Annotated in this window: 20 protein-coding genes and 1 pseudogene; 9 read left to right on the top strand and 12 right to left on the bottom strand. The window is 65.7% G+C overall.

Translation table 11 applies throughout. The features are described from left to right. Positions 1–45: 45 nt before the first annotated feature. On the bottom strand, positions 46–852 hold the full coding sequence (locus AC1RQP_RS26955) for a Crp/Fnr family transcriptional regulator (protein WP_492939447.1): 807 nt from the start codon (positions 850–852) through the stop codon (positions 46–48). 245 nt (positions 853–1,097) lie between these two features. After that, the gene (locus tag AC1RQP_RS26960) at positions 1,098–2,180 is read right to left on the bottom strand and encodes a SecDF P1 head subdomain-containing protein (protein ID WP_492939449.1); all 1,083 of its coding nucleotides are present in this window, start codon (positions 2,178–2,180) and stop codon (positions 1,098–1,100) included. 228 nt (positions 2,181–2,408) lie between these two features. Between AC1RQP_RS26960 and AC1RQP_RS26965 the strand changes: the two genes are divergently transcribed. Continuing rightward, positions 2,409–4,316 (top strand): acyl-CoA synthetase, encoded by a 1,908-nt coding sequence (locus tag AC1RQP_RS26965; RefSeq protein WP_492939451.1) that lies wholly within the window; start codon positions 2,409–2,411, stop codon positions 4,314–4,316. Between the two features lie 210 nt (positions 4,317–4,526). Next, complete coding sequence (locus AC1RQP_RS26970) at positions 4,527–6,329, top strand: caspase family protein (protein ID WP_492939453.1); 1,803 nt, start codon at positions 4,527–4,529, stop codon at positions 6,327–6,329. Between the two features lie 103 nt (positions 6,330–6,432). On the opposite strand, the gene AC1RQP_RS26975 is transcribed toward AC1RQP_RS26970, so the two are convergent. After that, positions 6,433–7,605, bottom strand: a complete 1,173-nt coding sequence (locus AC1RQP_RS26975; RefSeq protein ID WP_492939455.1) for a M20 aminoacylase family protein — start codon at positions 7,603–7,605, stop codon at positions 6,433–6,435. A 113-nt stretch (positions 7,606–7,718) separates the two neighbouring features. Beyond that, complete coding sequence (purB, locus tag AC1RQP_RS26980) at positions 7,719–9,026, bottom strand: adenylosuccinate lyase (RefSeq protein ID WP_492939457.1); 1,308 nt, start codon at positions 9,024–9,026, stop codon at positions 7,719–7,721. Positions 9,027–9,608: 582 nt separating this feature from the next. Between purB and AC1RQP_RS26985 the strand changes: the two genes are divergently transcribed. Then, a complete protein-coding gene (locus tag AC1RQP_RS26985; RefSeq protein ID WP_239624947.1) occupies positions 9,609–10,196 on the top strand; it encodes a TetR/AcrR family transcriptional regulator in 588 nt (195 codons plus the stop codon). A 452-nt stretch (positions 10,197–10,648) separates the two neighbouring features. Here the strand turns inward: AC1RQP_RS26985 and AC1RQP_RS26990 are convergent, their stop codons facing one another. Both AC1RQP_RS26990 and AC1RQP_RS26995 read right to left on the bottom strand, forming a co-directional pair. Continuing rightward, entirely contained in the window at positions 10,649–11,302 is a 654-nt protein-coding gene (locus AC1RQP_RS26990) for a response regulator (protein ID WP_492939459.1), read from the bottom strand. 7 nt (positions 11,303–11,309) lie between these two features. Further along, complete coding sequence (locus tag AC1RQP_RS26995; protein WP_239624944.1) at positions 11,310–12,677, bottom strand: sensor histidine kinase; 1,368 nt, start codon at positions 12,675–12,677, stop codon at positions 11,310–11,312. Between the two features lie 199 nt (positions 12,678–12,876). Here AC1RQP_RS26995 and AC1RQP_RS27000 point away from each other — a divergent pair, with 199 nt between their 5' ends. From AC1RQP_RS27000 to AC1RQP_RS27020, 5 genes are all read left to right on the top strand, one after another. Beyond that, positions 12,877–13,647 carry a MotA/TolQ/ExbB proton channel family protein gene (locus AC1RQP_RS27000; RefSeq protein ID WP_239624942.1) on the top strand — a complete coding sequence of 257 codons (771 nt, stop codon included), beginning with the start codon at positions 12,877–12,879 and terminating at the stop codon, positions 13,645–13,647. Beyond that, positions 13,644–14,330 (top strand): DUF2135 domain-containing protein, encoded by a 687-nt coding sequence (locus tag AC1RQP_RS27005; RefSeq protein WP_239624940.1) that lies wholly within the window; start codon positions 13,644–13,646, stop codon positions 14,328–14,330. Before AC1RQP_RS27000 ends, AC1RQP_RS27005 begins: the two co-directional genes overlap by 4 nt. Beyond that, the gene (locus AC1RQP_RS27010; RefSeq protein ID WP_492939461.1) at positions 14,323–14,928 is read left to right on the top strand and encodes a hypothetical protein; all 606 of its coding nucleotides are present in this window, start codon (positions 14,323–14,325) and stop codon (positions 14,926–14,928) included. Before AC1RQP_RS27005 ends, AC1RQP_RS27010 begins: the two co-directional genes overlap by 8 nt. Positions 14,929–15,044: 116 nt before the next feature. Beyond that, a complete protein-coding gene (locus AC1RQP_RS27015; protein WP_492939463.1) occupies positions 15,045–15,785 on the top strand; it encodes a metallophosphoesterase family protein in 741 nt (246 codons plus the stop codon). Positions 15,786–15,790: 5 nt separating this feature from the next. Beyond that, positions 15,791–17,230 (top strand): serine/threonine protein kinase, encoded by a 1,440-nt coding sequence (locus AC1RQP_RS27020; protein ID WP_492939465.1) that lies wholly within the window; start codon positions 15,791–15,793, stop codon positions 17,228–17,230. Between the two features lie 26 nt (positions 17,231–17,256). On the opposite strand, the gene AC1RQP_RS27025 is transcribed toward AC1RQP_RS27020, so the two are convergent. The 5 genes from AC1RQP_RS27025 to rpe all read right to left on the bottom strand — a co-directional run bounded on the left by AC1RQP_RS27025 (position 17,257) and on the right by rpe (position 19,226). Continuing rightward, entirely contained in the window at positions 17,257–17,454 is a 198-nt protein-coding gene (locus AC1RQP_RS27025; protein ID WP_454646001.1) for a hypothetical protein, read from the bottom strand. 10 nt (positions 17,455–17,464) lie between these two features. Next, positions 17,465–17,644: a hypothetical protein gene (locus AC1RQP_RS27030; RefSeq protein ID WP_194393141.1), complete on the bottom strand. Its 180-nt coding sequence runs from the start codon at positions 17,642–17,644 to the stop codon at positions 17,465–17,467. Positions 17,645–17,648: 4 nt separating this feature from the next. Beyond that, positions 17,649–17,783 carry a hypothetical protein gene (locus tag AC1RQP_RS27035; protein WP_492939467.1) on the bottom strand — a complete coding sequence of 45 codons (135 nt, stop codon included), beginning with the start codon at positions 17,781–17,783 and terminating at the stop codon, positions 17,649–17,651. Between the two features lie 131 nt (positions 17,784–17,914). Further along, the gene (locus AC1RQP_RS27040; RefSeq protein ID WP_492939469.1) at positions 17,915–18,475 is read right to left on the bottom strand and encodes a hypothetical protein; all 561 of its coding nucleotides are present in this window, start codon (positions 18,473–18,475) and stop codon (positions 17,915–17,917) included. A 49-nt stretch (positions 18,476–18,524) separates the two neighbouring features. Further along, positions 18,525–19,226: a ribulose-phosphate 3-epimerase gene (gene rpe / locus AC1RQP_RS27045; protein ID WP_028180407.1), complete on the bottom strand. Its 702-nt coding sequence runs from the start codon at positions 19,224–19,226 to the stop codon at positions 18,525–18,527. Positions 19,227–19,476: 250 nt separating this feature from the next. Here rpe and AC1RQP_RS27050 point away from each other — a divergent pair, with 250 nt between their 5' ends. Then, entirely contained in the window at positions 19,477–20,262 is a 786-nt protein-coding gene (locus tag AC1RQP_RS27050) for an EF-hand domain-containing protein (protein ID WP_492939472.1), read from the top strand. A gap of 31 nt (positions 20,263–20,293) precedes the next feature. Here the strand turns inward: AC1RQP_RS27050 and AC1RQP_RS27055 are convergent. Continuing rightward, a pseudogene (locus tag AC1RQP_RS27055) lies at positions 20,294–20,458 on the bottom strand (KTSC domain-containing protein); the annotation flags it as partial. Between the last annotated feature and the right edge of the window lie 54 nt (positions 20,459–20,512).

A 20,512-nucleotide genomic window follows, 5' to 3' on the forward strand; every position in this document is an offset into this window, starting at 1 on the left:
GCAAAGTCCCGGACGGAGGCCGACGTCACGTGGCCCGCGCGGCGGTCATGCGATCCTGTTCGTCGTCGCCGCGCGCTCCGCCGCCAGCTGCTTCTGCAGGCGATCGATGTTTTGCAGGAGGCGCTGGCTGGTCAGCACCAGGAAATAGTAGCCGAACTGCGGGTCCTGGAAGTAGATCTCGAGCAGCCGGTCATAGGTGATCGTCAGCACCTGGCCGTCTTCGATGCATTCGACCGTTCCCGTGCGCCGGTTGTCCGGCGTGAGGAAGCCGAGCTCGCCCATCAGCGCTCCGGGCCCGATCTCGACGTTGATCTCCTTGACCAGGAACTTGCCGGTGACCGTGAGGAACATCTCCTTCGCGGGATCGCGCAGCTTGAATAGCGTCTCGCCGCGCCGATATTTGCGCTCGGTCATGAACGGCTTCAGCCATTCGATCGACATGTCGCCCTCGGCCGCATGGCGCGCCTTCTTGACCAGCTTGAGCATCTGCCGCAGGCGCAGGGCGTTGATCGGAAGCAGCAGGAGATACAGGAGGAACGTCGCGACGTTGGCGGAGAGCGCGCCGAAGACGGCGAAGAACCCGCAGCCGATCATGTTGGCGACACGCAGCGGCACCATCGTCCGCATCAAGAGCGTGGCGACGAAGAAGCCGGCGCCCACCGCGGCGAACAGATTGGCCAGCGTGATGTTCTGGACAAAGATCTCCAGCAGCCGGTTGAAGATCGCGTCGTAGGTGACGTTGTTCGGGTCGAGGCCCATCTGGACCAGGATCTTGGCGATCCTGAGGTTATCGGTTGCCGCATCGAGAATGCGGTCGAGGATCGACGAAATGTCTGCGCTGCCGGACGGCATGATCTGGTCCTCGCGTAAGGCCTTCAATCCTGGTCGGCACCCGTATAGCCGAAATCGAATGACGACCGCTTGAATGACGCTTCCGGCCGTCATGCTGCAAGAGGCAAATTTTAGCTTGATCGGGCGTTTCGGCAATTGCCTCTTGGTTGCCCGCCTGGCCGCGGCGCGGCCGTGATTCGGGGCAGCCGTGCGGGCAGCGGCGTCGCGGACCGGCCGGGAGGCCGGTGCGTGGCGCGATCTGTCGCTTAAGGCTTGGTGGCGGCCTGTACGACCTGCTGCTCGACGAGGCCGAGGCGCCCTGGCAACGAGCCGGCGCGCAGCAGCATCGCGACGCTGTTGGCCTCTTCCAGGGTGAAGTTGCCGGCGATCTGGCCCGAGCCGCCGGTGATGGGCTCGCGGATCACGGGAGCGGAGATTACGTTGTCGTCGAGCACGATGGCAAAGGGCTTCCCGACGTTCTCTGCAGTGATGTGGGCGAAGCGCCGCGTGCCGCGGCCGTTGAAACGGAACGAGGCGATCGGCTCTTTCGTGTCGCTCGTAAATCCCGGACCGGCATAGCTGATGTCGTCGCCCTCGAGCGCGCTGTCCTTGGCGACCAGATAGGGGCGCCTGTCCTTGAAGCCGAGCAGGACTTCGGTGCCTGCCGGAGGCGCGCCGGATTGCGCCTGCTCCGCGGACATTGAGAGGTCGATCAGGCGGAAGCCGACCTTGACCTTCCTGGCGAAGATCGCGGTGACATGCTCGGGCTCCATCACGCCGGGCAGGAAGATGCGGATGCGGTCCGTCCCATCGACTTGAACACTGGCAAGCTTGACGCCGGCATCCTTGAGGCGCTGCTCGATCATGGCGATGGAATCTTCGACGAGGTCGCGCAGCCGCTCGGCGGATGCGGCGTCGGTCGGTGCAAGCCTGATCAGACCGTCTGCGCCATCAGTCACGGTGAACGCATGCGCCGGCAGTCCCTCGGCTGCCGACGCGAGTTTGCGCGTGAGCTGTTCGCGGCCCTTCGCGTCCGCGATCTTCACGTCGACGCCGCCGTCGCGGATCGCAAGGCCGGAGAAGGCGATCCGGCCCTCGCGCAAGGTCTTGTAGACGTCGTCGCGCAGATCGGTGACGACGGCCACCCGCAAGCCGTCGGTGTCCACCCTGTAGATGATGCGGGATCCGCCCAGCTTCTCCATCTTGTCGGCGACGAAGGCTGCGATTTTGGCACGCATCTTGTCGAGCTGGGTGTCCGCGCTGAGAGTGGCAGAGGGCAGAGCGATTGCGAATACCGTCGCGAACGCTGCAATCAGCCATGTGATGCGATTCCGCGGGGGCGTCGTCATGATGACCTCAAGTCTTGCGGCAGGACGCTGGCGAGCGAATTCAGTGCCAGTTCTTGGTCCCCGGATCAGCCGCAGAGGTTCAAGCGCCACGGCCGGTAGGCGATGGACGAACGCTCAATCATCCATCATTCTGTCCGCGCTCGGCCGGCGATCGGCCGGGGCCTCGCCGAACCAAGATGTCAGAAGATACGGGGGCGGGGACATGCATCTGAGGGAGGACTGAATTTCATGGCGGGCATCCATGCGCTCGATCGGTTCATCGGCAACGACTATCCGGATCTTTTGACGGACGAGGATATCCGGGCGTTCGAGCAGGTCCCTTACGCCGACCGCGTCGCGGCCGAGAGCACCTATGACGCGATCAGGCTAGGTGCGGCGCGCAATCCCGACGGGGCGGCGATCCAGTTCCTGCAAAACGCCGATCCCGCCGATACGCCGCTGGTCGTCACCTATCGCGATTTCATCGCGCGCGTCACGCAGGCCGCCAACATGTTTCACGCGCTCGGCGCCGAGAAGGGCGACGTCATCAGCTTCATGTTGCCGCTGGTGCCCGATGCCTTCGTCACGCTGTTCGGCGCCGAGGCCGCCGGCATCGCCAATCCCGTCAACCCGCTGCTCGAGCCACACCAGATCGCCGAGATCCTGGAGGCCGCGAACACCAAGATCCTGGTGGCGCTCGGACCGATGCCGGGCACCGACATCTGGCAGAAGGTCGAGCAGATCCGCCCGCAGCTCAAGCACCTCAAGGCCATCGTGCAGGTGTTCGGCGGTGGCGATCCCGCCAAGGGCATCTTCGCCTTCGGCGACCTGATCAAGCAGCAGCCGGCGGACCGGCTCGTCAGCGGACGCCGGATTCTCGGCAGCGACATCGCTGCTTATTTCCATACCGGCGGCACCACCGGCACGCCAAAGCTGGTACGGCACACGCATGCCAACCAGGTCTATCAGGCCTGGGCGCTCAATCTGCTGCTGAAGGCGAAGCCCGGCGCAAACCTGCTGTTCGGAATGCCGCTGTTCCACGTCGGGGGCTCGCTGACGCAGGTCCTGCTGACGCTGTCGAGCGGCGGCTCGCTGGTCGTGCTGTCGCCGAGCGGCTGGCGCAATCCGAATGCAGTGAAGAACATCTGGCAGCTGGTCGAGCGCTTCAAGCCCGAAGCGCTGTCGAGCGTACCGACGGTGCTTGCCGCCACCCTCGCGGTGCCGCCTGATAACGCGGACATATCGAGCCTGAAATATGCGGCAGGTGGCGGCTCGGCGATTCCGGTCGCGGTCGGTTCGGCGATTCAGGAGAAGCTGAAGCTGCCGGTGGTCGAGGTCTACGGCATGACCGAGACCTCGAGCGTGCACACGCTGGCCTATCCGTCGCGGCCGATCCGGCTCGGCTCGGTCGGCCTTCCCATGCCTTATGCGCGCGTGCGAATCGTGCAGCTCGATGCCGAGGGACGCCTGATCCGCGACTGCGCGACCGACGAGATCGGCGTCGTCATCATGGCCGGGCCCGGTGTGTTCGGCGGCTATCTCAACGACGAGCACAACAAGGGCGCCTTCGTCGACGAGGTCTGGGTCAACTCCGGCGATCTCGGCCGGCTCGATGCCGACGGCTATCTCTGGATCACCGGCCGCGCCAAGGATCTCGTGATCCGCGGCGGCCACAACATCGATCCGGCGCCGATCGAGGAGATCATGTTCCGTCACCCCGCGGTCGGCTTCGCCGCGGTGGTCGGCCAGCCCGATGCCTATGCCGGCGAGCTGCCGGTGGGCTACGTGCAGTTGAAGCCGGGCGCCAAGGTCGAGCCGGGCGAGCTGGAGGCGTGGGTGCGGGAGCGCACGCCGGAGCGCGCGGCCGTCCCGGTGCAGGTCATTCCGATCGATCCGATGCCGGTGACCGGTGTCGGAAAGGTGTTCAAGCCGCAGCTGCGCTGGGACGCGGCGCAGCGCGTGTTCACCAAGGTGCTGGCGCCGCTGGTCGAGCGCGGCATCGATTGCAAGGTGAAGGTCGGCGCCCATGGCAGCCATGGCTCGATCGCGACCGTGACGCTGACGGGATTGCCGGAGGATCAGCGCGAGGTAGTTGCGAGCGAAGTGCATGCGCTGCTTGCACCGTTCGTGATGCGCCACGAGGTGGTGCAGAGGTAGCGAACGCAGGCAGGACCGGGTTTGGGCTCACTTTCGATAGGAGGGCGACGCTTCGCCGCGTTATCCATATCGCTGAGCGACAGCCGCTATGTGATCGATATCACATAGTAAGAATTGGCAATCGGCGACGCTACCGAATAGTCTCATGGAATTGCATCCGGGGGGACGCAAGTGATTCCGTTTCGGCTATTTGTTTGGCTCATATTGGCGATGGGTTTTGCTTGCGGTCCGGCACATGCCGACCGGCGGGTGGCGCTTGTCATCGGCAATTCCGCCTACAAGAGCGCGCCGAAGCTCGGTAATCCCGTCAACGACGCCACGCTGGTCGGCGGCATGTTCAAGAAGGCCGGCTTCGATTCCGTCGACGTGAGGCTCGATCTCAGCGCCAGCGAGATGCGGCGCATGCTGCGCGAGTTTGCCGGCAGGTCGCGCGATGCGGAGATGGCGGTGATCTACTACGCCGGTCACGGCATCGAGCTCGACGGCAATAATTATCTCATTCCAACCGACGCGACGCTGGAGACGGATGGCGACGTTCTCGACGAAACCATTCCAGTGGAGCGCGCGCTGTTCGCGGTCGAGCCGGCCAAGCAATTGCGCCTGATCATCCTGGACGCCTGCCGCGACAACCCGTTCGCGAAGACGATGAAGCGCACGCTGGCCTCACGTGCGATCGGGCGCGGCCTGGCCAAGGTCGAGCCGACCACCCCCAACACCATGATTGCTTTCGCGGCAAAGGCGGGATCGACGGCCTCCGACGGCGATTCCAGAAACAGTCCGTTCGCCACCGCACTGGTCGAGCATCTGCCGAAGCCGGGACTCGACCTGCGCAAGGCGTTCGGCTTCGTGCGCGACGACGTGCTCAAGGCGACCGGCTACAAGCAGGAGCCGTATGTCTACGGCTCGCTCGGCGGTGACGACGTGCCGCTGGTCGCAAGGCCAGCCGCGACCGGCCCCCAGGCAAACCCGCAGGAGGCCATTCGCAGGGATTATGAGCTCGCGCTCGAGCTCGGCACACGGGACGGCTGGGAAGCGTTCCTGGCGCAATATCCGGAGGGGTTCTATGCCAATCTCGCCAAGGGCCAGTTGAACAAGATCGCTGCGGAAGAGACGCGCGCTGCGGCCGAGCAAAAGGCCAGGGCGGCCGAGCAGGAGAAGGCGAGGCTGATTGCCGAGCGCGCCCAGAAGGCCGAGCAGGAGAAGGCGACCGCGGCGGCCAAGGCGGCCGAGGAGGCGCGGATCGCCGCGGAGAAGCAGAAGCAGATCGAGCAGGCGAGGGCTGAAGCGGCCGAGCGCCAGCGCAAGGCCGCCGAGGCGGCAGCAGCGAAGGCACTGGCCGAGAAGCAGGCGGCGGAGAAGGCCAGGGCCGAGCTTGCGGCAAAGCAGGCGGCGGAGAAAGCGGAGCAGACCGCAAAGCCGGCCGCCGACCGGCAGATGCCCGAAGCAGAGGCCCAGAAGGTGGCCGCGCTCTCACCGGCGCCGACATCAACGTTATCCGCAGCTGACCTCGCCAAGTCGGTGCAGAGCGAGTTGCGCCGCGTCGGCTGCCTGACGTCTGCGGCCGAAGGCGAATGGACGTCGGCTGCGCAACGTTCGCTGACGCTATTCAACAAATACGCCGGCACGCAGCTCGACGTGAAGCTCGCCAGCGTCGACGCCCTCGATGCGCTGAAGGCGAAGCCGGGCCGGATCTGCCCGCTCGTCTGCAATTTCGGCTTCAAGGCCGACGGCGATCAATGCGTCAAGATCACCTGCCGTGCCGGCTATCGCGTCGGTGACGACAACGAGTGCGAGAAGATCCCGGAGAAGAAGCCGGTCGCGACGCGGGAAGATTCGAAAAGACGGGATCAGGATCGAAGACAAACGGAAGCCGCGCCGTCAGCGCCGCAAGCTTCGGGGCAGGTGATCTGCACCAGCGCCGGTTGCAGGCCGATCGCTAAGGGGTGCCGGCTCGGGACAGCCAATCATCCTTCCAATCCCGCGGTCAAGATACCAGCCGAAATCTGCAACTGACGACGAGGTACGCTCCGCCTTCGATGTTCGAGCTACGGCCGACGAGTCGGTCATCCGGGCGGCCGGCCCCGTTACCTCATCTGCAAGTGCGACAAATTCGGCTTCAGTCCGCCGGCATCCGCGTTTCGACGAGGCGCGCCCAGAACGACGCGCCGTGGCCCAGGATGTTGTCGTTGAAGATGTAACCCGGGTGGTGGCACTCGTTGCCGTCGCCCATGCCGACAAGCACCATCGCGCCGGGGCGCGCTTCCAGCATGAACGAGAAGTCCTCGGCGCCCATCATCGGGACGAACTTGTCGTTGACGCGCTCAGTGCCGACAATGTCGCGGGCGACCTCGGCGGCCATGCCGGCCTCGCGGGCATGGTTCATCGTCACCGGATACATCCGCGTGTACTTCGTCTCGGCCGAGCCGCCATAGGCGCGGGCAATGCTGTCGGCAACTTCGCCGATGCGGCGCTCGACGAGATCGCGCACCTCGGGGTCGAGCGTGCGCACGGTGCCGGCGAGCTCTGCGACCTCCGGGATGATGTTGAAGGCGGTGCCGGAATGGAACTGCGTGACCGAGATCACCGCCGATTTCAGCGGATCGACGTTGCGCGCGACGATCGATTGCAGCGCATTCACGATCTGTGAGCCGATCAGCACGCTGTCGACGGATTTGTGCGGGCCTGCGCCGGCGTGGCCGCCCTTGCCGCGGACGGTGATCTGGATGTTGTCGGAGGACGCGAGCATCGGGCCGGGCGTGGTTGCGAAATGGCCCTCGGGCAGCGCCGGCATGTTGTGCATGCCGTAGACCTCCTGGATGTTCCAGCGCGTCATCAGCCCGTCCTCGACCATCGCCTTGCCGCCGCCGCCGCCTTCCTCGGCGGGTTGGAAGATCATGATCGCGGTCCCGTCGAAATTGCGCGTCTCGGCGAGATATTTGGCGGCGCCCAGCAGCATGGCGGTGTGGCCGTCATGCCCGCATGCGTGCATCTTGCCGGGGACCTTGGAGGCATAAGGCACGCCTGACGTCTCCATGATCGGCAGCGCGTCCATGTCGGCGCGCAGGCCAATGGCCTTGCCGGAGGCCGACTTGCGGCCGCGGATCACGCCGACCACGCCAGTGCGGCCGATGCCGGTCACCACCTCGTCGCAGCCGAACTCGCGAAGCTTGTCCGCGACGATGCCGGCAGTGCGGTGGACTTCGTAGAGCAACTCGGGGTTCTCGTGGAAGTCATGGCGCCAGGCGGCCATTTCGTCGGAGAGGGCGGCAACGCGGTTGACGATGGGCATGAGGAATCCGTTCTTGATTGGTTGTAGCCCGGATGAGCGCAGCGACATCCGGGATCTTTCGCGAGAGAGTTCCCGGGTAGCGCTGCGCTCACCCGGGCTACGAAAGCGACGCTTCAGCTCTCGCCGAACACGCGCTTGAAGATCGTGTCGACGTGCTTGAGGTGATAGCCGAGGTCGAACTGCTCCTCGATCTCGGCGTCGGTGAGATACGTCTTCACCTCGGTGTCCTTCTTCAGGAGCTGGAGGAAGTCGCCTTCGCCGCGCCAGACCGGCATCGCGTTGCGCTGCACGAGCTTGTAGGCGTCCTCGCGGCTCGCGCCCTTCTGCGTCAGCGCCAGCAGCACGCGCTGCGAATGCACGAGGCCGCCGAGGCGGTCGAGGTTCTTCTGCATGTTGGCGGGGTACACCAGCAGCTTGTCGATCAGCCCGGCGAGGCGCACCAGCGCGAAGTCGAGCGTCACGGTGGCGTCGGGGCCCATCATCCGCTCGGCCGAGGAGTGCGAGATGTCGCGCTCGTGCCAGAGCACGACGTTCTCCAGGGCCGGCGTCACATAGGCCCGTACCATGCGCGACAGTCCGGTGAGGTTTTCCGACAGCACCGGGTTGCGCTTGTGCGGCATTGCGGACGAGCCCTTCTGCCCCTCCGAGAAGAACTCTTCGGCCTCCAGCACCTCGGTGCGCTGCATGTGGCGGATCTCCACGGCGATCCGCTCGATCGAGGAGGCGATCACGCCGAGCGTCGAGAAATACATGGCGTGGCGATCGCGCGGGATCACCTGGGTCGAGATCGGCTCCGGCACGAGCCCCATGGCTTTCGCGACATGCTCTTCGACGCGCGGATCGATCTGCGCGAAAGTGCCGACCGCGCCGGAAATGGCGCAGGTCGCGACCTCCTTGCGCGCCGCGATCAGGCGCTCCCTGGCGCGCGAGAACTCGGCATAGGCGTAGGCGAGCTTGAGGCCGAAGGTGACAGGCTCGGCGTGGATGCCGTGGCTGCGGCCGATGGTCGGCGTCATCTTGTGCTCGAACGCGCGCTTCTTCAGCGCGGCCAGCACCTTGTCGAGGTCGGCAAGCAGCAGGTCGGCGGCGCGGGTGAGCTGGACGTTGAGGCAGGTGTCGAGCACGTCGGAGGAGGTCATGCCCTGGTGCACGAAGCGCGCCTCGGGACCGACGATCTCGGCGAGGTGGGTGAGGAAGGCGATGACGTCGTGCTTGGTCTCGCGCTCGATCTCGTCGATGCGGGCGACGTCGAACGTGGCGTCCTTGGCCTTGGCCCAGACCGTCTTGGCGGCCTCCTTGGGGATGGTTCCGAGCTCGGCGAGCGCGTCCGCCGCATGCGCCTCGATCTCGAACCAGATCTTGAACCGGGTCTGCGGTTCCCAGATCGCGGCCATTTCCGGGCGGGTGTAGCGGGGGATCATCTGACGGCTCCAGCAAGGTAGGCGGGCCGCCCAAGGGGGGCTGTGCCGGCCAAAATGTTTTTTACGCCGTGATTTAGCAGAGCGGGGAGGGCTAAACAAACGGCGGGCGCAAGCTAGCGGGGGATGATTGCACCGAGCAGGCAGCCAGCGCCAAGGTTCGGCCGGCACCGGTATCCGGCGAGGAGGGGCGCCCGGCCGCAGAAATCAGCGGTCAATCACGGATCATTGACTGACAGATATTGAAATCTGTCAGCTGGACGTGTATATCCGTCTCCGGACGCTCCGATTGGGCGTCCCGCGATAAACCCCGGAGAGCCCGACATCCGAAACAAGCTCGGATCGGAGGGCGGATCGAAGAACGGGGACCGCGGACGAATGGAGACTTAAGAAATGACGACCGAAATCCTCAATCTCACCGGCGTGATTGGGCATTGGCTCAATTTGCTGGTGGCGCGCCAGATCGCGGCGCAGGCTGCAAAACTGCCTCATTAAGGCATAGGCTTTCCGAACGACCGGCAAGGGCGCTTCGGAAGCAGCCCTACTGCCGGGTAACTGAGCCCCAAACGGGAACATGGTGCTGGCATGAATGAAGCCGTTGTCTTGACGCCGGAGCGGATCCTCGAAGTCACCGAGGACGTGCTCAGGCGCTACGGGCTTGCCAAGGCCACCGTGGTCGATGTTGCCCGCGCGCTCGATGTGAGCCACGGCAGCGTCTATCGCCATTTCCCCAGCAAGGCCTCGCTGCGCGAGGCCGTTGCCAAACGCTGGCTCGACCGCATCGACGCGCCGTTGCTGGCGATCGCCAACGAGCAGGGGCCGGCGCCCGACAGGCTCGACCGCTGGCTGCGCACGCTGTTCGCAGCCAAGCGTTCGCGTGTGCTCGACGATCCCGAGATGTTCGAGACCTACCTGACGCTGGCACGCGAGGCCTGCGCGGCCGTCAAATGTCACAAGGACACCATGATCGACCAGATCGCGGCGATCCTGACCGATGGCGTGAAGCGGGGCGAATTCGCCGTGGGCGACGTCAAGGCAACCGCGCGCGCGATCTTCGATGCGACCGTCCGCTTCCACCATCCGGCCCATGCCGACGAGTGGAAGGACGCTGATCTCTCCGCGCGCGTCGATGCGATGCTCGCTCTGCTGCTGCGCGGGCTGAGGACAGCCTAGGGCCGTAGGTCCCATTGAATCGCGGGTGCGGCCAATCAACCTTTCGCCTTCTGGAGAGCGGCGCCATCGCGAAGCGAGGGCGAGGAAGCCGAATGTTTTCGCGTGTGGAAGACAGGATCGGAGGACGGCACGACCGGCGGGCTATGCGGGTATGCATTGACTGCGATCTCGACGGAGTCCTTTGACCGCTTTCGAAGGCGGTAGAACGTCAGGTCCTGATCGAACATGGGGCAGCGAAAGTGGACGACGGCTGTGTCCGGCAGGCGGCAAAGTTCGTCGATGAGCTCGCCTACTGTGATGATCGGGGGATGGTCGACTGCCTTGTGGTGACCCTTAGTCATGACCCTTTACTCCTTCTCTGGCGTACTAACCGGAGCCGGATCGGCTCCGTTCCAATTTCGTTCAGCAGATTGAGAAGCTTCAAGGGATAACGCAGTGCGGCAGCCTGGCTGCTAGATCCTGGTCAGCCCACAGGTCGCGGCCAGCCGCACGAGTTGCGCATCCGTGCGCGCGCCGGTCTTGGTCTTGATCAGGTAGTGATAGTTCTGCACCGTCTTGACGCTGAGATTGAGATGCGTCGCGATCTGCTCGGTGGTGGCGCCGCCGGCGAATTGGCGCAGGATCTCGATCTCGCGCTCACCCAGCTGGTCCAGCGCCGAACCCCTCGGCGACAGGCTGTCCTCGGCCAGAATATGCGCGATGTCGTCGCTCATGGCGCGCTCGCCGCGCGCCACGCTGCGGATGGCGTGCACAACCGCGGACGGCTCGCTGCTCTTGGTGACGAAGCCGGAGGCACCGGCGCCGAAGGCGGCCTTCACCAGCACGGCTTCGTTGTGCATGGTGAAGACGAGAATCCGCGCCCGCGGGCTGCGCGCGCGGATGTTGCGGATCGCCTCCAGCCCGCTCGCGCCGGGCATCGAGATATCGAGCACGACGACGTCGGGATCATGCGCCTTGAACGCGCTGTAGGCGTCCGCGGCGTTCTCGGCCTCCGCCACGACGTGCAGATCGCCCTGGCTTTCCAGCACGCGCCGGTAGCCCTGCCGGACGATCGGGTGATCGTCGACCAGCAGCACGGAGATGCCTGTTGCTGCAACCTCGCTCATCCCGGCCTCACGCAGCGAGCGGGATGGTGGCGGCAACGCTGAGGCCGCCGCGGGCCGGCAGGATTGACAGCGATCCGCCGGCTGCCGTGACGCGCTCGCGGATGCCGGTCAGACCGAAACCGGCCGACTGCGCGACACGGGCCGCGTCGCCGCCGCCGTCGTCCTCGACGCGGATCAGCAGCGCATCGTCCTCGCCGGCACGGCGTTCGACGCGCAGGCTGATCTCGCGCGCCACGCCGTGACGCAGCGCGTTGGTCAGGCATTCCTGTGCCACGCGATAGGCCGTGGTGGCGGCCGGACCGCTGATGTCGGTGAGGTCACCCCTGAGATCGAGCTGGATCGTCGGCCGCGCCGCGCTCTGCGAGCGCCAGCTGTCGACGAGATTGACGAGGCTTGCCTCGAGCCCGAGCTCCTCGGGCAGCGGATTGCGCAGACGCTTCAATGCATCGCGGAGCGAGGCCATCAGATGATGGGTGGCCTGCGAGATCATGCGCGCATCCTGAGCGATTCCGGTGCTGCGGTCCTTCGTGCTCGCTGTCTCGATTGTGTTGGCGAAGGCGAGAATGGCGGAGAGATTCTGCCCGAACTCGTCGTGCAGCTCGCGGGCGAGGGCGCGGCGCTCGTCGTCGCGGATCTCGATCAGGCGCCGCGTCAGGGCGGCGCGCTGCTCGGTGGCTTCTTCCAGCCGGTTGCCGAGCTCGCCGACGGCGGTGCCGATCATCGCCAGCTCCATCGAGCGGAAGCGCGGCAGTTTCGTGCGATATTGACCGCGCGCCATGCGCTGCAAGGCGGTCACGATCGTGCGCGCCGGCGCCAGCGCATGTGCGATCGCGAGCGACGCCAGCAGCGCAATTGCCGCCGCCATGAGCAGCGCGACATCGATCACATTGAGGATGTATTCCCAGGCCAGCGAGACGGCCGCCGCGCCGTCCGGCGTCGCAACCACGGTGCCGGCAGCCGCTGCGCGGGGGCTGACGGGCCGGATGACCTCGGCGTGGCTGCCGAGGAAGGTGGGCACAATGGCGGCGAACCAGCGCGGCGGCGCCTTGCCCAGCCCCTCGCTCTGGCCGCAGAGGGGCTTCTCGAATGCCACAGCCGGCTGGAACTCGACGCAGACGCCGGGCGAGATCAGCTTCATCGTCTCCAGCGTGCGCCAGTCGGGAACCGGCAGGAGATGCTCGCGCGCTCTGCTGCTGCGCAACAAAAGCTCGCGCCAATACAGCGCCTGGAGCGCCTGCGCGACCCGCTGCGCCGAGGCCGCGGTCGCCCGATCGATGCTGCGATAGGCGTCGAATGTGGCCCACACGGTCGCGGCTCCGAGGCAGAGCACGACGATGAGCAGCAGACGGGCGACAAGCTGAAGCACGAGGCGCATGCGATCACCCCCGACGTTTGGTAAGGTCAGCCTAACAACGCCGCCGCGTCTTGCCAATTGCAGGGGTGGGCCGGAGTGCAGCTCGGGCAAATTTCCCAAGCCGGATTGGGCATGGGTCTTTGGACCTGATACGGCGGCTTTGATCTATTCGGTGGGGACACGCTGCAGGCCAGTGCCTGCAATCCAGGAGCGGTGCAGCATGAGTTCGATCACGATTGGACCGATCGCGGGGACTGCGACCGACCCGTCCGAGCGCAGTGCGCTCCTGTTCTGGATGATCTTCACCGGGCTCTCGATCTTCGCCGTCGTGCTGCTGTGGCGCTTCGGCCTGATCCACCTGATGCTGACCTCGGACCGGACCTACATTTCCAGCGTGATCGCGCTGCTTTATGTCCTCACCTGCGGCCATTGCTTCCTGCGCACGCGGGCGATTGCGCGTGAAGGCGCGGCGGCGCGGCGCTGCCGGGCGGTGCTGGCGGCGCCGGACGGCAGCAAGGCGCTGGATGCAAGCGCGGCGGTGCTGCCGCGCGGCCTCGTGCGCGACCACATCCAGAGCCTGGTGACGAAAGCCGCGGCGCAGGACTACCGGGCGGTCGACCAGACGCTGCTGTTGCGAAATCTCGCCGATCGGTTGCGCGGCTCCAACGGCTTCGGTGCTTTCGTCTCGGACACGCTGATGAAGCTCGGCCTGCTCGGCACCATCATCGGCTTCATCATCATGCTGGCGCCGATCGCGGGGCTGGATGCCGCCGACAAGGTCGCGATGCGCTCCTCGATGGGCCTGATGAGCGACGGCATGGCGGTCGCGATGTACACGACGCTCGCCGGCCTCGTCGGCTCGATCCTGGTCCGCATCCAGTACTACATGCTCGACGCCGCGACCCAGCGGGTGTTCTCGGATGCGGTGCTGCTGACGGAGACCTACGTGACGCCGGTGCTGGAGCGCAAAGGTTCCGGTGCGCCGTCATGATGGATGATTTCGGTCTCTATCCGCGCGAGGAGCCGTTCGACCCCCTGGGCGTGATGCTGTTCAAGGCGCTCCAGGTGATCGCGTTCCTGTTCTTCCTGGCACTGCTCGCCGTCTCGCCGGACGCCAAGGAGGGCAAGATCGACTCCAAGGCGGAGTTCATCATCACGATGGACTGGCCGGACAATCATCCGGACGATCTCGACCTCTTCGTGCAGGATCCGGCCGGCAACATCGCCTGGTATCGCCACCGGGAGGCCGGCTTCCTGACGCTCGACCGCGATGATCGCGGCGGAGCCAATGACTTCATCATCGTCAACGGCAAGAAGATCGCCTCGCCGATCCGCGAGGAGATCGTCACCGTGCGCGGCATCGTCGCCGGCGAATACACCGTCAACGTCTCGCATTTCGTGGCGACGACCGGCGAGCCGGTCACGGCCAACGTGAAGGTGCAGAAGCTCAATCCGACGGCGCAGGTGGTGTTCGACAACAAGTTCACGCTCGACCACACCGGCGACGAGAAGACCGCGGTGCGGTTCCGGATCGATGAGGAGGGCAAGGTCATCAATGTCGACCAGCGGCCGAAATCGCTGCTGGAGACGTTCCGCAGCGGTTGGCGCAACGGCGCCGATCTCGATCCGAGGACCGGTGTGAGCGGGAACCCTATGAGGATACGCCGTGACTAGCCTGCAGACGGTCATCCTGACGCTGTCGGTCGCCTACGCCGTGATCGGCGCGCTGCTGCTGGTCGTACTGGTCTATGCGCGCCTGCACTGGTCGCTGAAGGCGGTCGCGGTGATCGTGACCAGCGCCTTCTATGTCGTCAGCTTCACCGAGATGCGCGGGCTGCTCGGCTGGGCCAGTTCCGACCGGCTGCCTGCCGCCTTCAAGCTGTTGAAGGCCCGCATCGTCGAGCCGCATTCGCTTCAGGGCGATCCCGGCTCGATCTATCTGTGGGTCGAGCAGCTCGACGAGGACAATCGTCCGAGCGGCATCCCGCGGGCCTTTCGCGTGCCCTACAACGACAGGCTCGCCGACAAGACCCATGCCGCGGAGAACGAGATCGCGGCCGGTCATCCGCAAGGCGGGCGCGCCGCGGATTTCGGCGGCGGCGACGGCAGCCTGATCGACATGGTCCGGGAATATGTGACGCCCAAGACCATCTTGGAGACCAGCGGCGGCGATTCCTCGACCGGCGAGTTCAATGCGCCGCCGGCCGGCGCGCAAGGCGCCGTGTTCACGCCGCTGCCGCCGCCGCGGATGCCGCCCAAGGACGAGCAGTAGGCTCTTCACCAGCCGCGCGGGGCGTGCTGGTAAACGGCGCGGTCCCGGCGCATGGTCTTGACCTCCCTCAATTTGGCCTTATCGGGCTTCAATAAGATTTGGAGGGTGGAGGGTGCGTGCTGCTAGCTGTCTTCTCGGATATCCACGGCAACCGGCAGGCGTTTGAAGCTTGCCTGAAAATCGCCCGTGCGAAGGGCGCGGAGCGCTTCGTCCTGCTCGGCGATTTCGTCGGTTATGGCGGCGATCCGGAATGGGTGGTGGATACCGCGATGGAGCTCGTTGCGCAGGGCGCCGTCGCCGTGCGCGGCAATCATGATCAGGCGGTCAATTCCTCGGCCGAGACCATGAACGCCGAGGCGCAGATCGCGATCGAATGGACCCGCGGCCGGCTCGACACCGCGCAGCGGCAGTTTCTGGCTGAATTGCCGATGCTGGTAGAGGACGAGGGCCGCCTGTTCGTGCACTCCGAAGCCTCTCATCCCCAGCGCTGGCACTATGTCCGCTCGACGGTGGACGCCGCCAAGAGCCTGATCGCCACGCCCGCCCATGTCACGTTCTGCGGCCACATCCATCGCCCCGCGCTCTATTCGATGTCGGTGACGGCCAAGATGACGAGCTTCGTGCCGAAGACCGACGTCCCCGTGCAGCTCCTGCGCGGACGGCAATGGCTCGCCGTGCTCGGCTCGGTCGGCCAGCCTCGCGACGGCGATCCCTCGGCGTCCTTCGTGCTGTTCGACACGGTCTCGTGCCAGATCACCTATTGCCGCGCACCCTATGACATCGCGACCGCGGCAAGCAGGATCCGCGACAACGGACTGCCGCCCTGGCTGGCCGACAGGCTGTCGCAGGGGCGCTGACCGCGATGCCGAAACCTCTGGTCAAGTCAGGCGCGGAGATCGACGGTTACACCATCGGTGAATGCGTGCATGCCGGCGGCATGGCGACGCTGTGGACCGTCACCCATCCGGGCATCGACGTGCCCTTGCTGATGAAGATCCCGCGGGTGTCGGAGGGCGAGGACCCCGCCGCGATCGTCTCCTTTGAGATGGAGATGATGATCCTGCCGCGGCTCGCGGGGCCGCACGTGCCGGCCTGCTTCGGCACAGGTGATTTCGCCCACCAGGCCCATGTCGTGATCGAGCGCATCCCAGGCGCCACGCTCTACAAGCGGCTCCCTGAGCTGCCGCTGCCTTATGACGAGGCGCGGCAGCTCGTCGCCAAGATCGCAACCGCGCTTGCTGATTTGCACCGGCAGAACGTGATCCATCACGATATCAAGCCGAGCAGCATCATGTTTCGCGATTCCGGCGAGGCGGTGCTGATCGACTACGGGCTGTCGCATCACAACCACCTGCCGGATCTCCTGCAGGAGGAATTCCGCCTGCCTTACGGCACCGCGCCCTACATGGCGCCCGAGCGGCTGTCAGGGGTGCGCGACGATCCGCGCAGCGACCTGTTCTCGCTCGGCGTGCTGCTCTATTTCTTCACGACCGGCGAGCGGCCGTTCGGCGAGGGCGAGACGCTGCGCGCGATGCGGCGCCGGCTCTGGCGCGACCCGCATCCGCCGCGCAAGATCCGCCCGGATTATCCGCCCTGGCTTCAGGAGGTGGTGTTGCGGTGTCTCGAGATCGAGCCGGTGTGGCGCTACCCGACGGCGTCCCAGCTCGCCTTCGATCTCGCCCATCCGGGCCAGGTCAAGCTCACCGCGCGCTCGGAGCGGCTGAAACGTGATCCCCTCAGCGTCGCCTGGCGGCGTCGTTTCAACCTTGGCGCCATGGCGCCGCGCGCGAAATCGGATGTCGCCGCCCAGATCGCATCGAGCCCGATCCTCGCTGTCGCGCTCGACACCGTGGAGGGCGCACCGGAGCTGAACGAGGCGCTGCGTGTGACCACCGAGCGCATCCTCGCCACCTTGCCGTCGGCGCGGCTCGCCTGCGTCAACGTGCTCAAGCTGAACCGGATCGCGATCGACCGGACCCTGGACGAGCAGGGCTCCAACAAGCATATCGACCGCCTGGTCGCGCTCAGGCATTGGGCGACGCCGCTCAAGCTGGATGAGAGCCGGCTGACGGCTCATGTGCTGGAATCGGTCGATCCCGCCGCCGCGATCCTGGAATTCGCCGAGGCCAACCAGGTCGACCACGTCATCATCGGCGCGCGGCAGAGCTCGTTCAGGCGCACGCTGCTCGGCAGTGTCTCGGCCAAGGTGGCCGCGGAAGCGAGCTGCACCGTCACCGTGGTGCGGCCGCAGCGGCTGGCTGGCAATGTCGGCGGCTCAGATGCCGGCGACATGGCGGGATAGCCCGCCTGGCGTGTTGCGGGCTTGGGTCAGGCCGCGTGGGCGGAGCGCTTGCGGCGGATGGGCCAGGAGAATTGCGGGCCGGGTTCGCCGTGATCCGCGCCGCCGCCAAAATACTGGATGATCTCGCGGCAAGGCTCGCAACTGAACAGGTTACGCGACGCGGACGCCTTGGTCATTTCCTTGAGGCAGTTCGGGCAATGCGGCTTCATCAGTATCGAGTCCAATCCAGAATCTTCAATGCCGGTTCGGCGACCGGAGCGGGTAGTCCAGGTCCGCCGTTTCCTCTCCCGGATCGTCCCGCATCTCGCCTTCGGCAAGTTCGAGCCGACCGAAGAAGTAGTCGAGGCCCGGATGCGGACGACGCGGGATACGGCACCTGCGCTTCGGCTGGCGCTTCACGAGCGCGAATTGCACGGTGTCAGATCCGGTTGCGACGGACGCTGCGCGCCGAACGTGCCGGGACTTGCACCGGTCCGGTCGAAGGACCGAACAGAACAAACGCACTGAAACCAAGCCACAACGCCACGCCAGTCCAGACCAGGGTCGTCGTCATGATGTGCTCCCGTGAAAAACAGGCAAGAACCACTAGCAGTGATTTGCGCGAATCAGGGAAGTCCGGAGGAGTACGGAACGAGGTTGCAATTTTCAGCAATTGCCCACTGCAGCGCCTGGAGGCGCTCCCGTTTATTGCGCGGGCGACCGCCGCACTTTTCCGGCGCGTGCGCCCTCGAGGACATCCCGGATGCGCGGAGCGTTTCGAACACAGCGAAACCCGCAGCGGCCGGTGTAGTCGGTATCGGGCGAACGGGTCGATCGCCCTGACGCGAAGTTGAGGTGGCCGGCGCCGCCGCCGATGTCGAGGACTTCGAACGCAGCGTCCATTGCCCGGAACGGCGTCTGGCTGACGGTCCGTCTGCCCCAGGCCGTTCGCAGGATCAGCGCGCGGCGATCGGTGATCACATAGAGCGTCTGCAGGTCGTGCAGCAGCATCACCAGCGGAGCCGCAACCATCGCAACGCCAACCATCATGAGAGGTTGGGCCGCTTGGTCGATCCAATCGTTCACGGCGGCGACGGCGGTCAGCAACAGCCAGGGGAATCCGATCCACCACAGCAATCGCCACATGATCATCCGGGCAACGCCGTCGGGCTGGCCCTGCCAGACCACCTGCTCGCCGTCCTGCAAGGTCTCGGCGAGCAGGCGCCGCAAGCCTGCCAGGAAGGGAGTGGCACGGATCTCATCCATTCCCGTTGGTCGCAGCGGCCATAGGGCCGGTTCGGCGCTCGAATGGAGGTCAGATGGCCTCGCCGCGGGCTCCCAGCGCGGCGTTGCGGATCGCGGCGATGTTGGCCTTGTAGGCGTCCTGCGTGCCGCCCCTGAACACGGAGGTGCCGGCGACGAAGGCGTTGGCGCCGGCCGCCGCGAGCGCGCCGGCAACGTCGGGGCCGACGCCGCCGTCGACCTCGATGTCGATCGGACGGCCCGCCGTCATCGCGCGGATATCGCGGATCTTGCCGATCGCCGAGGGGATGAAAGCCTGGCCGCCGAAGCCGGGATTGACCGACATCACCAGTACGAGGTCGACGAGGTCGAGGACGTATTCGAGCGCGCTGATCGGCGTCGCCGGATTGAGCGAGACGCCGGCCTTCTTGCCGAGCGCGCGGATCGCCTGCAGCGAGCGGTGCAGGTGCGGACCGGCCTCCGCATGCACGGTGATGTGGTCGCAGCCGGCTTTCGCGAAGGCCTCGAGATAGGGATCGCAGGGCGAGATCATCAGATGCGCGTCGAAGATCTTCTTGGTGTGCGGACGCATCGCCTTGATGACGTCGGGACCGTAGGAGATGTTCGGAACGAAGTGCCCGTCCATCACGTCGAGATGGATCCAGTCGGCGCCGGCGGCATCCACCGCGCGCACCTCCTCGCCGAGCTTGGAGAAGTCCGAGGCCAGGATCGAGGGCGCGATGGCTAGGGGGCGGGGGGCGAAGGCTTGGGTCATGGCGCGTTTTCCCGTGGCGGCCGTGAAAGATGGCCTCGCCTAACATGGGCCTCCGTGGCGGGCAATGCAGGGAAGCCGCGCTTCCTGTGGGCGGAAATTTCTGCCGCGGCCGGCACGAATTGCCGGTGCTCCCCGGCGGTGCCGAGCGCGGCGGAGGCGGATTTCATTGAGCTTTTCACGATGGCACGACGCTTGCTGACGTCAGTCCGGAACATTGGCCGCGGCATGCCGCATCGGTTGGAGTTGTGCAATGTTGTTCGCCCTTGGTGCGGTATCGAGTGCGCTCGGCGCGATCCAGTCGCTGACGAACTCGAAATCGTCCTCATCGACGCAGAAGACGGGATCGACGCAAGGCGCGACCAATCCGTTCGCGATCGACAGCGGCAGCAGCACGACCAGCGGCGCGGCCTCGTCGGTCAACTCGGGCAGATATCCGCAGATCTCGCCGGAGACGATGAACGCGCTGTTCGCGGCACAGGGCCAGTCGACGGACACGAGCGGCGCGACCAGCTCATCCTCGACCGGGTCGGCGTCTTCGGCATCGAAGAGTCCCGAGGATGCGCTGAAGGACCTGTTCTCGCAGATCGATGGGGACGGTGACGGCAAGATCACCAAGTCCGAGTTCGAGGACGCCCTCGGCGCGGGCGGCACCAATCTGGCCAAGGCCGACGAGGTATTCTCGAAGATGGACGCGAATGCGGATGGCGACATCAATCTCGGAGAGATGACGAAGGCGCTGCGGGGCGGCCACGGCCATCATGCAGAGGGTGCCGGCGGCTCGGGCGATGGTTCGGACTCCTCGTCGCAATCCGGCGGCGGCTCGACGTCGACCACGACGACCAATGCCGACGGCTCGACCACCACCACCGTCACCTATGCCGACGGCTTCAAGATGTCGACCACGGTGCCGGGTGCCTCCAGCAGTTCGAATGCCAACGGCGGCGGCAATTCGCCTTATGACTGGTTCGGGCAGATGATGCAGCGTCAGGCACAAGCTTCGGCGGGGTCGGCTTCATCAATGTCGATGAGCGTGTAAGCGCGCTGTCACGATAGGCATAACGGTCGCGGATCTCGCGATTGAAGAACGTCCCTTTTGAGCGCGCTTGACTGAATGCAGCGGCGGCCTCGGGCGGAACGTCCTCGTAGAGGTAGATCCTTCCGCTGACGAAAGTCACCTTCTGCTCGCGCGTGCCTGGCGCATATCGAACGAAGCGGATCACGGACGACGGCATGGCGGAACACCTCGGTCCACCGGGACAACGCCGTGTCCGCCGTTTCGTTTCTCG

Source organism: Bradyrhizobium sp. GW821-FHT13H06 (genome assembly GCF_058803975.1).

Excerpts from the sequence above, each read along its gene's own strand:
- AC1RQP_RS26955 (WP_492939447.1), bottom strand. The coding sequence starts at position 852 with ATGCCGTCCGGCAGCGCAGACATTTCGTCGATCCTCGACCGCATTCTC.
- AC1RQP_RS26960 (WP_492939449.1), bottom strand. The coding sequence starts at position 2,180 with ATGACGACGCCCCCGCGGAATCGCATCACATGGCTGATTGCAGCGTTC.
- AC1RQP_RS26965 (WP_492939451.1), top strand. The coding sequence starts at position 2,409 with ATGGCGGGCATCCATGCGCTCGATCGGTTCATCGGCAACGACTATCCG.
- AC1RQP_RS26970 (WP_492939453.1), top strand. The coding sequence starts at position 4,527 with ATGGGTTTTGCTTGCGGTCCGGCACATGCCGACCGGCGGGTGGCGCTT.
- AC1RQP_RS26975 (WP_492939455.1), bottom strand. The coding sequence starts at position 7,605 with ATGCCCATCGTCAACCGCGTTGCCGCCCTCTCCGACGAAATGGCCGCC.
- purB (WP_492939457.1), bottom strand. The coding sequence starts at position 9,026 with ATGATCCCCCGCTACACCCGCCCGGAAATGGCCGCGATCTGGGAACCG.
- AC1RQP_RS26985 (WP_239624947.1), top strand. The coding sequence starts at position 9,609 with ATGAATGAAGCCGTTGTCTTGACGCCGGAGCGGATCCTCGAAGTCACC.
- AC1RQP_RS26990 (WP_492939459.1), bottom strand. The coding sequence starts at position 11,302 with ATGAGCGAGGTTGCAGCAACAGGCATCTCCGTGCTGCTGGTCGACGAT.
- AC1RQP_RS26995 (WP_239624944.1), bottom strand. The coding sequence starts at position 12,677 with ATGCGCCTCGTGCTTCAGCTTGTCGCCCGTCTGCTGCTCATCGTCGTG.
- AC1RQP_RS27000 (WP_239624942.1), top strand. The coding sequence starts at position 12,877 with ATGAGTTCGATCACGATTGGACCGATCGCGGGGACTGCGACCGACCCG.
- AC1RQP_RS27005 (WP_239624940.1), top strand. The coding sequence starts at position 13,644 with ATGATGGATGATTTCGGTCTCTATCCGCGCGAGGAGCCGTTCGACCCC.
- AC1RQP_RS27020 (WP_492939465.1), top strand. The coding sequence starts at position 15,791 with ATGCCGAAACCTCTGGTCAAGTCAGGCGCGGAGATCGACGGTTACACC.
- AC1RQP_RS27035 (WP_492939467.1), bottom strand. The coding sequence starts at position 17,783 with ATGACGACGACCCTGGTCTGGACTGGCGTGGCGTTGTGGCTTGGTTTC.
- AC1RQP_RS27040 (WP_492939469.1), bottom strand. The coding sequence starts at position 18,475 with ATGGATGAGATCCGTGCCACTCCCTTCCTGGCAGGCTTGCGGCGCCTG.
- rpe (WP_028180407.1), bottom strand. The coding sequence starts at position 19,226 with ATGACCCAAGCCTTCGCCCCCCGCCCCCTAGCCATCGCGCCCTCGATC.
- AC1RQP_RS27050 (WP_492939472.1), top strand. The coding sequence starts at position 19,477 with ATGTTGTTCGCCCTTGGTGCGGTATCGAGTGCGCTCGGCGCGATCCAG.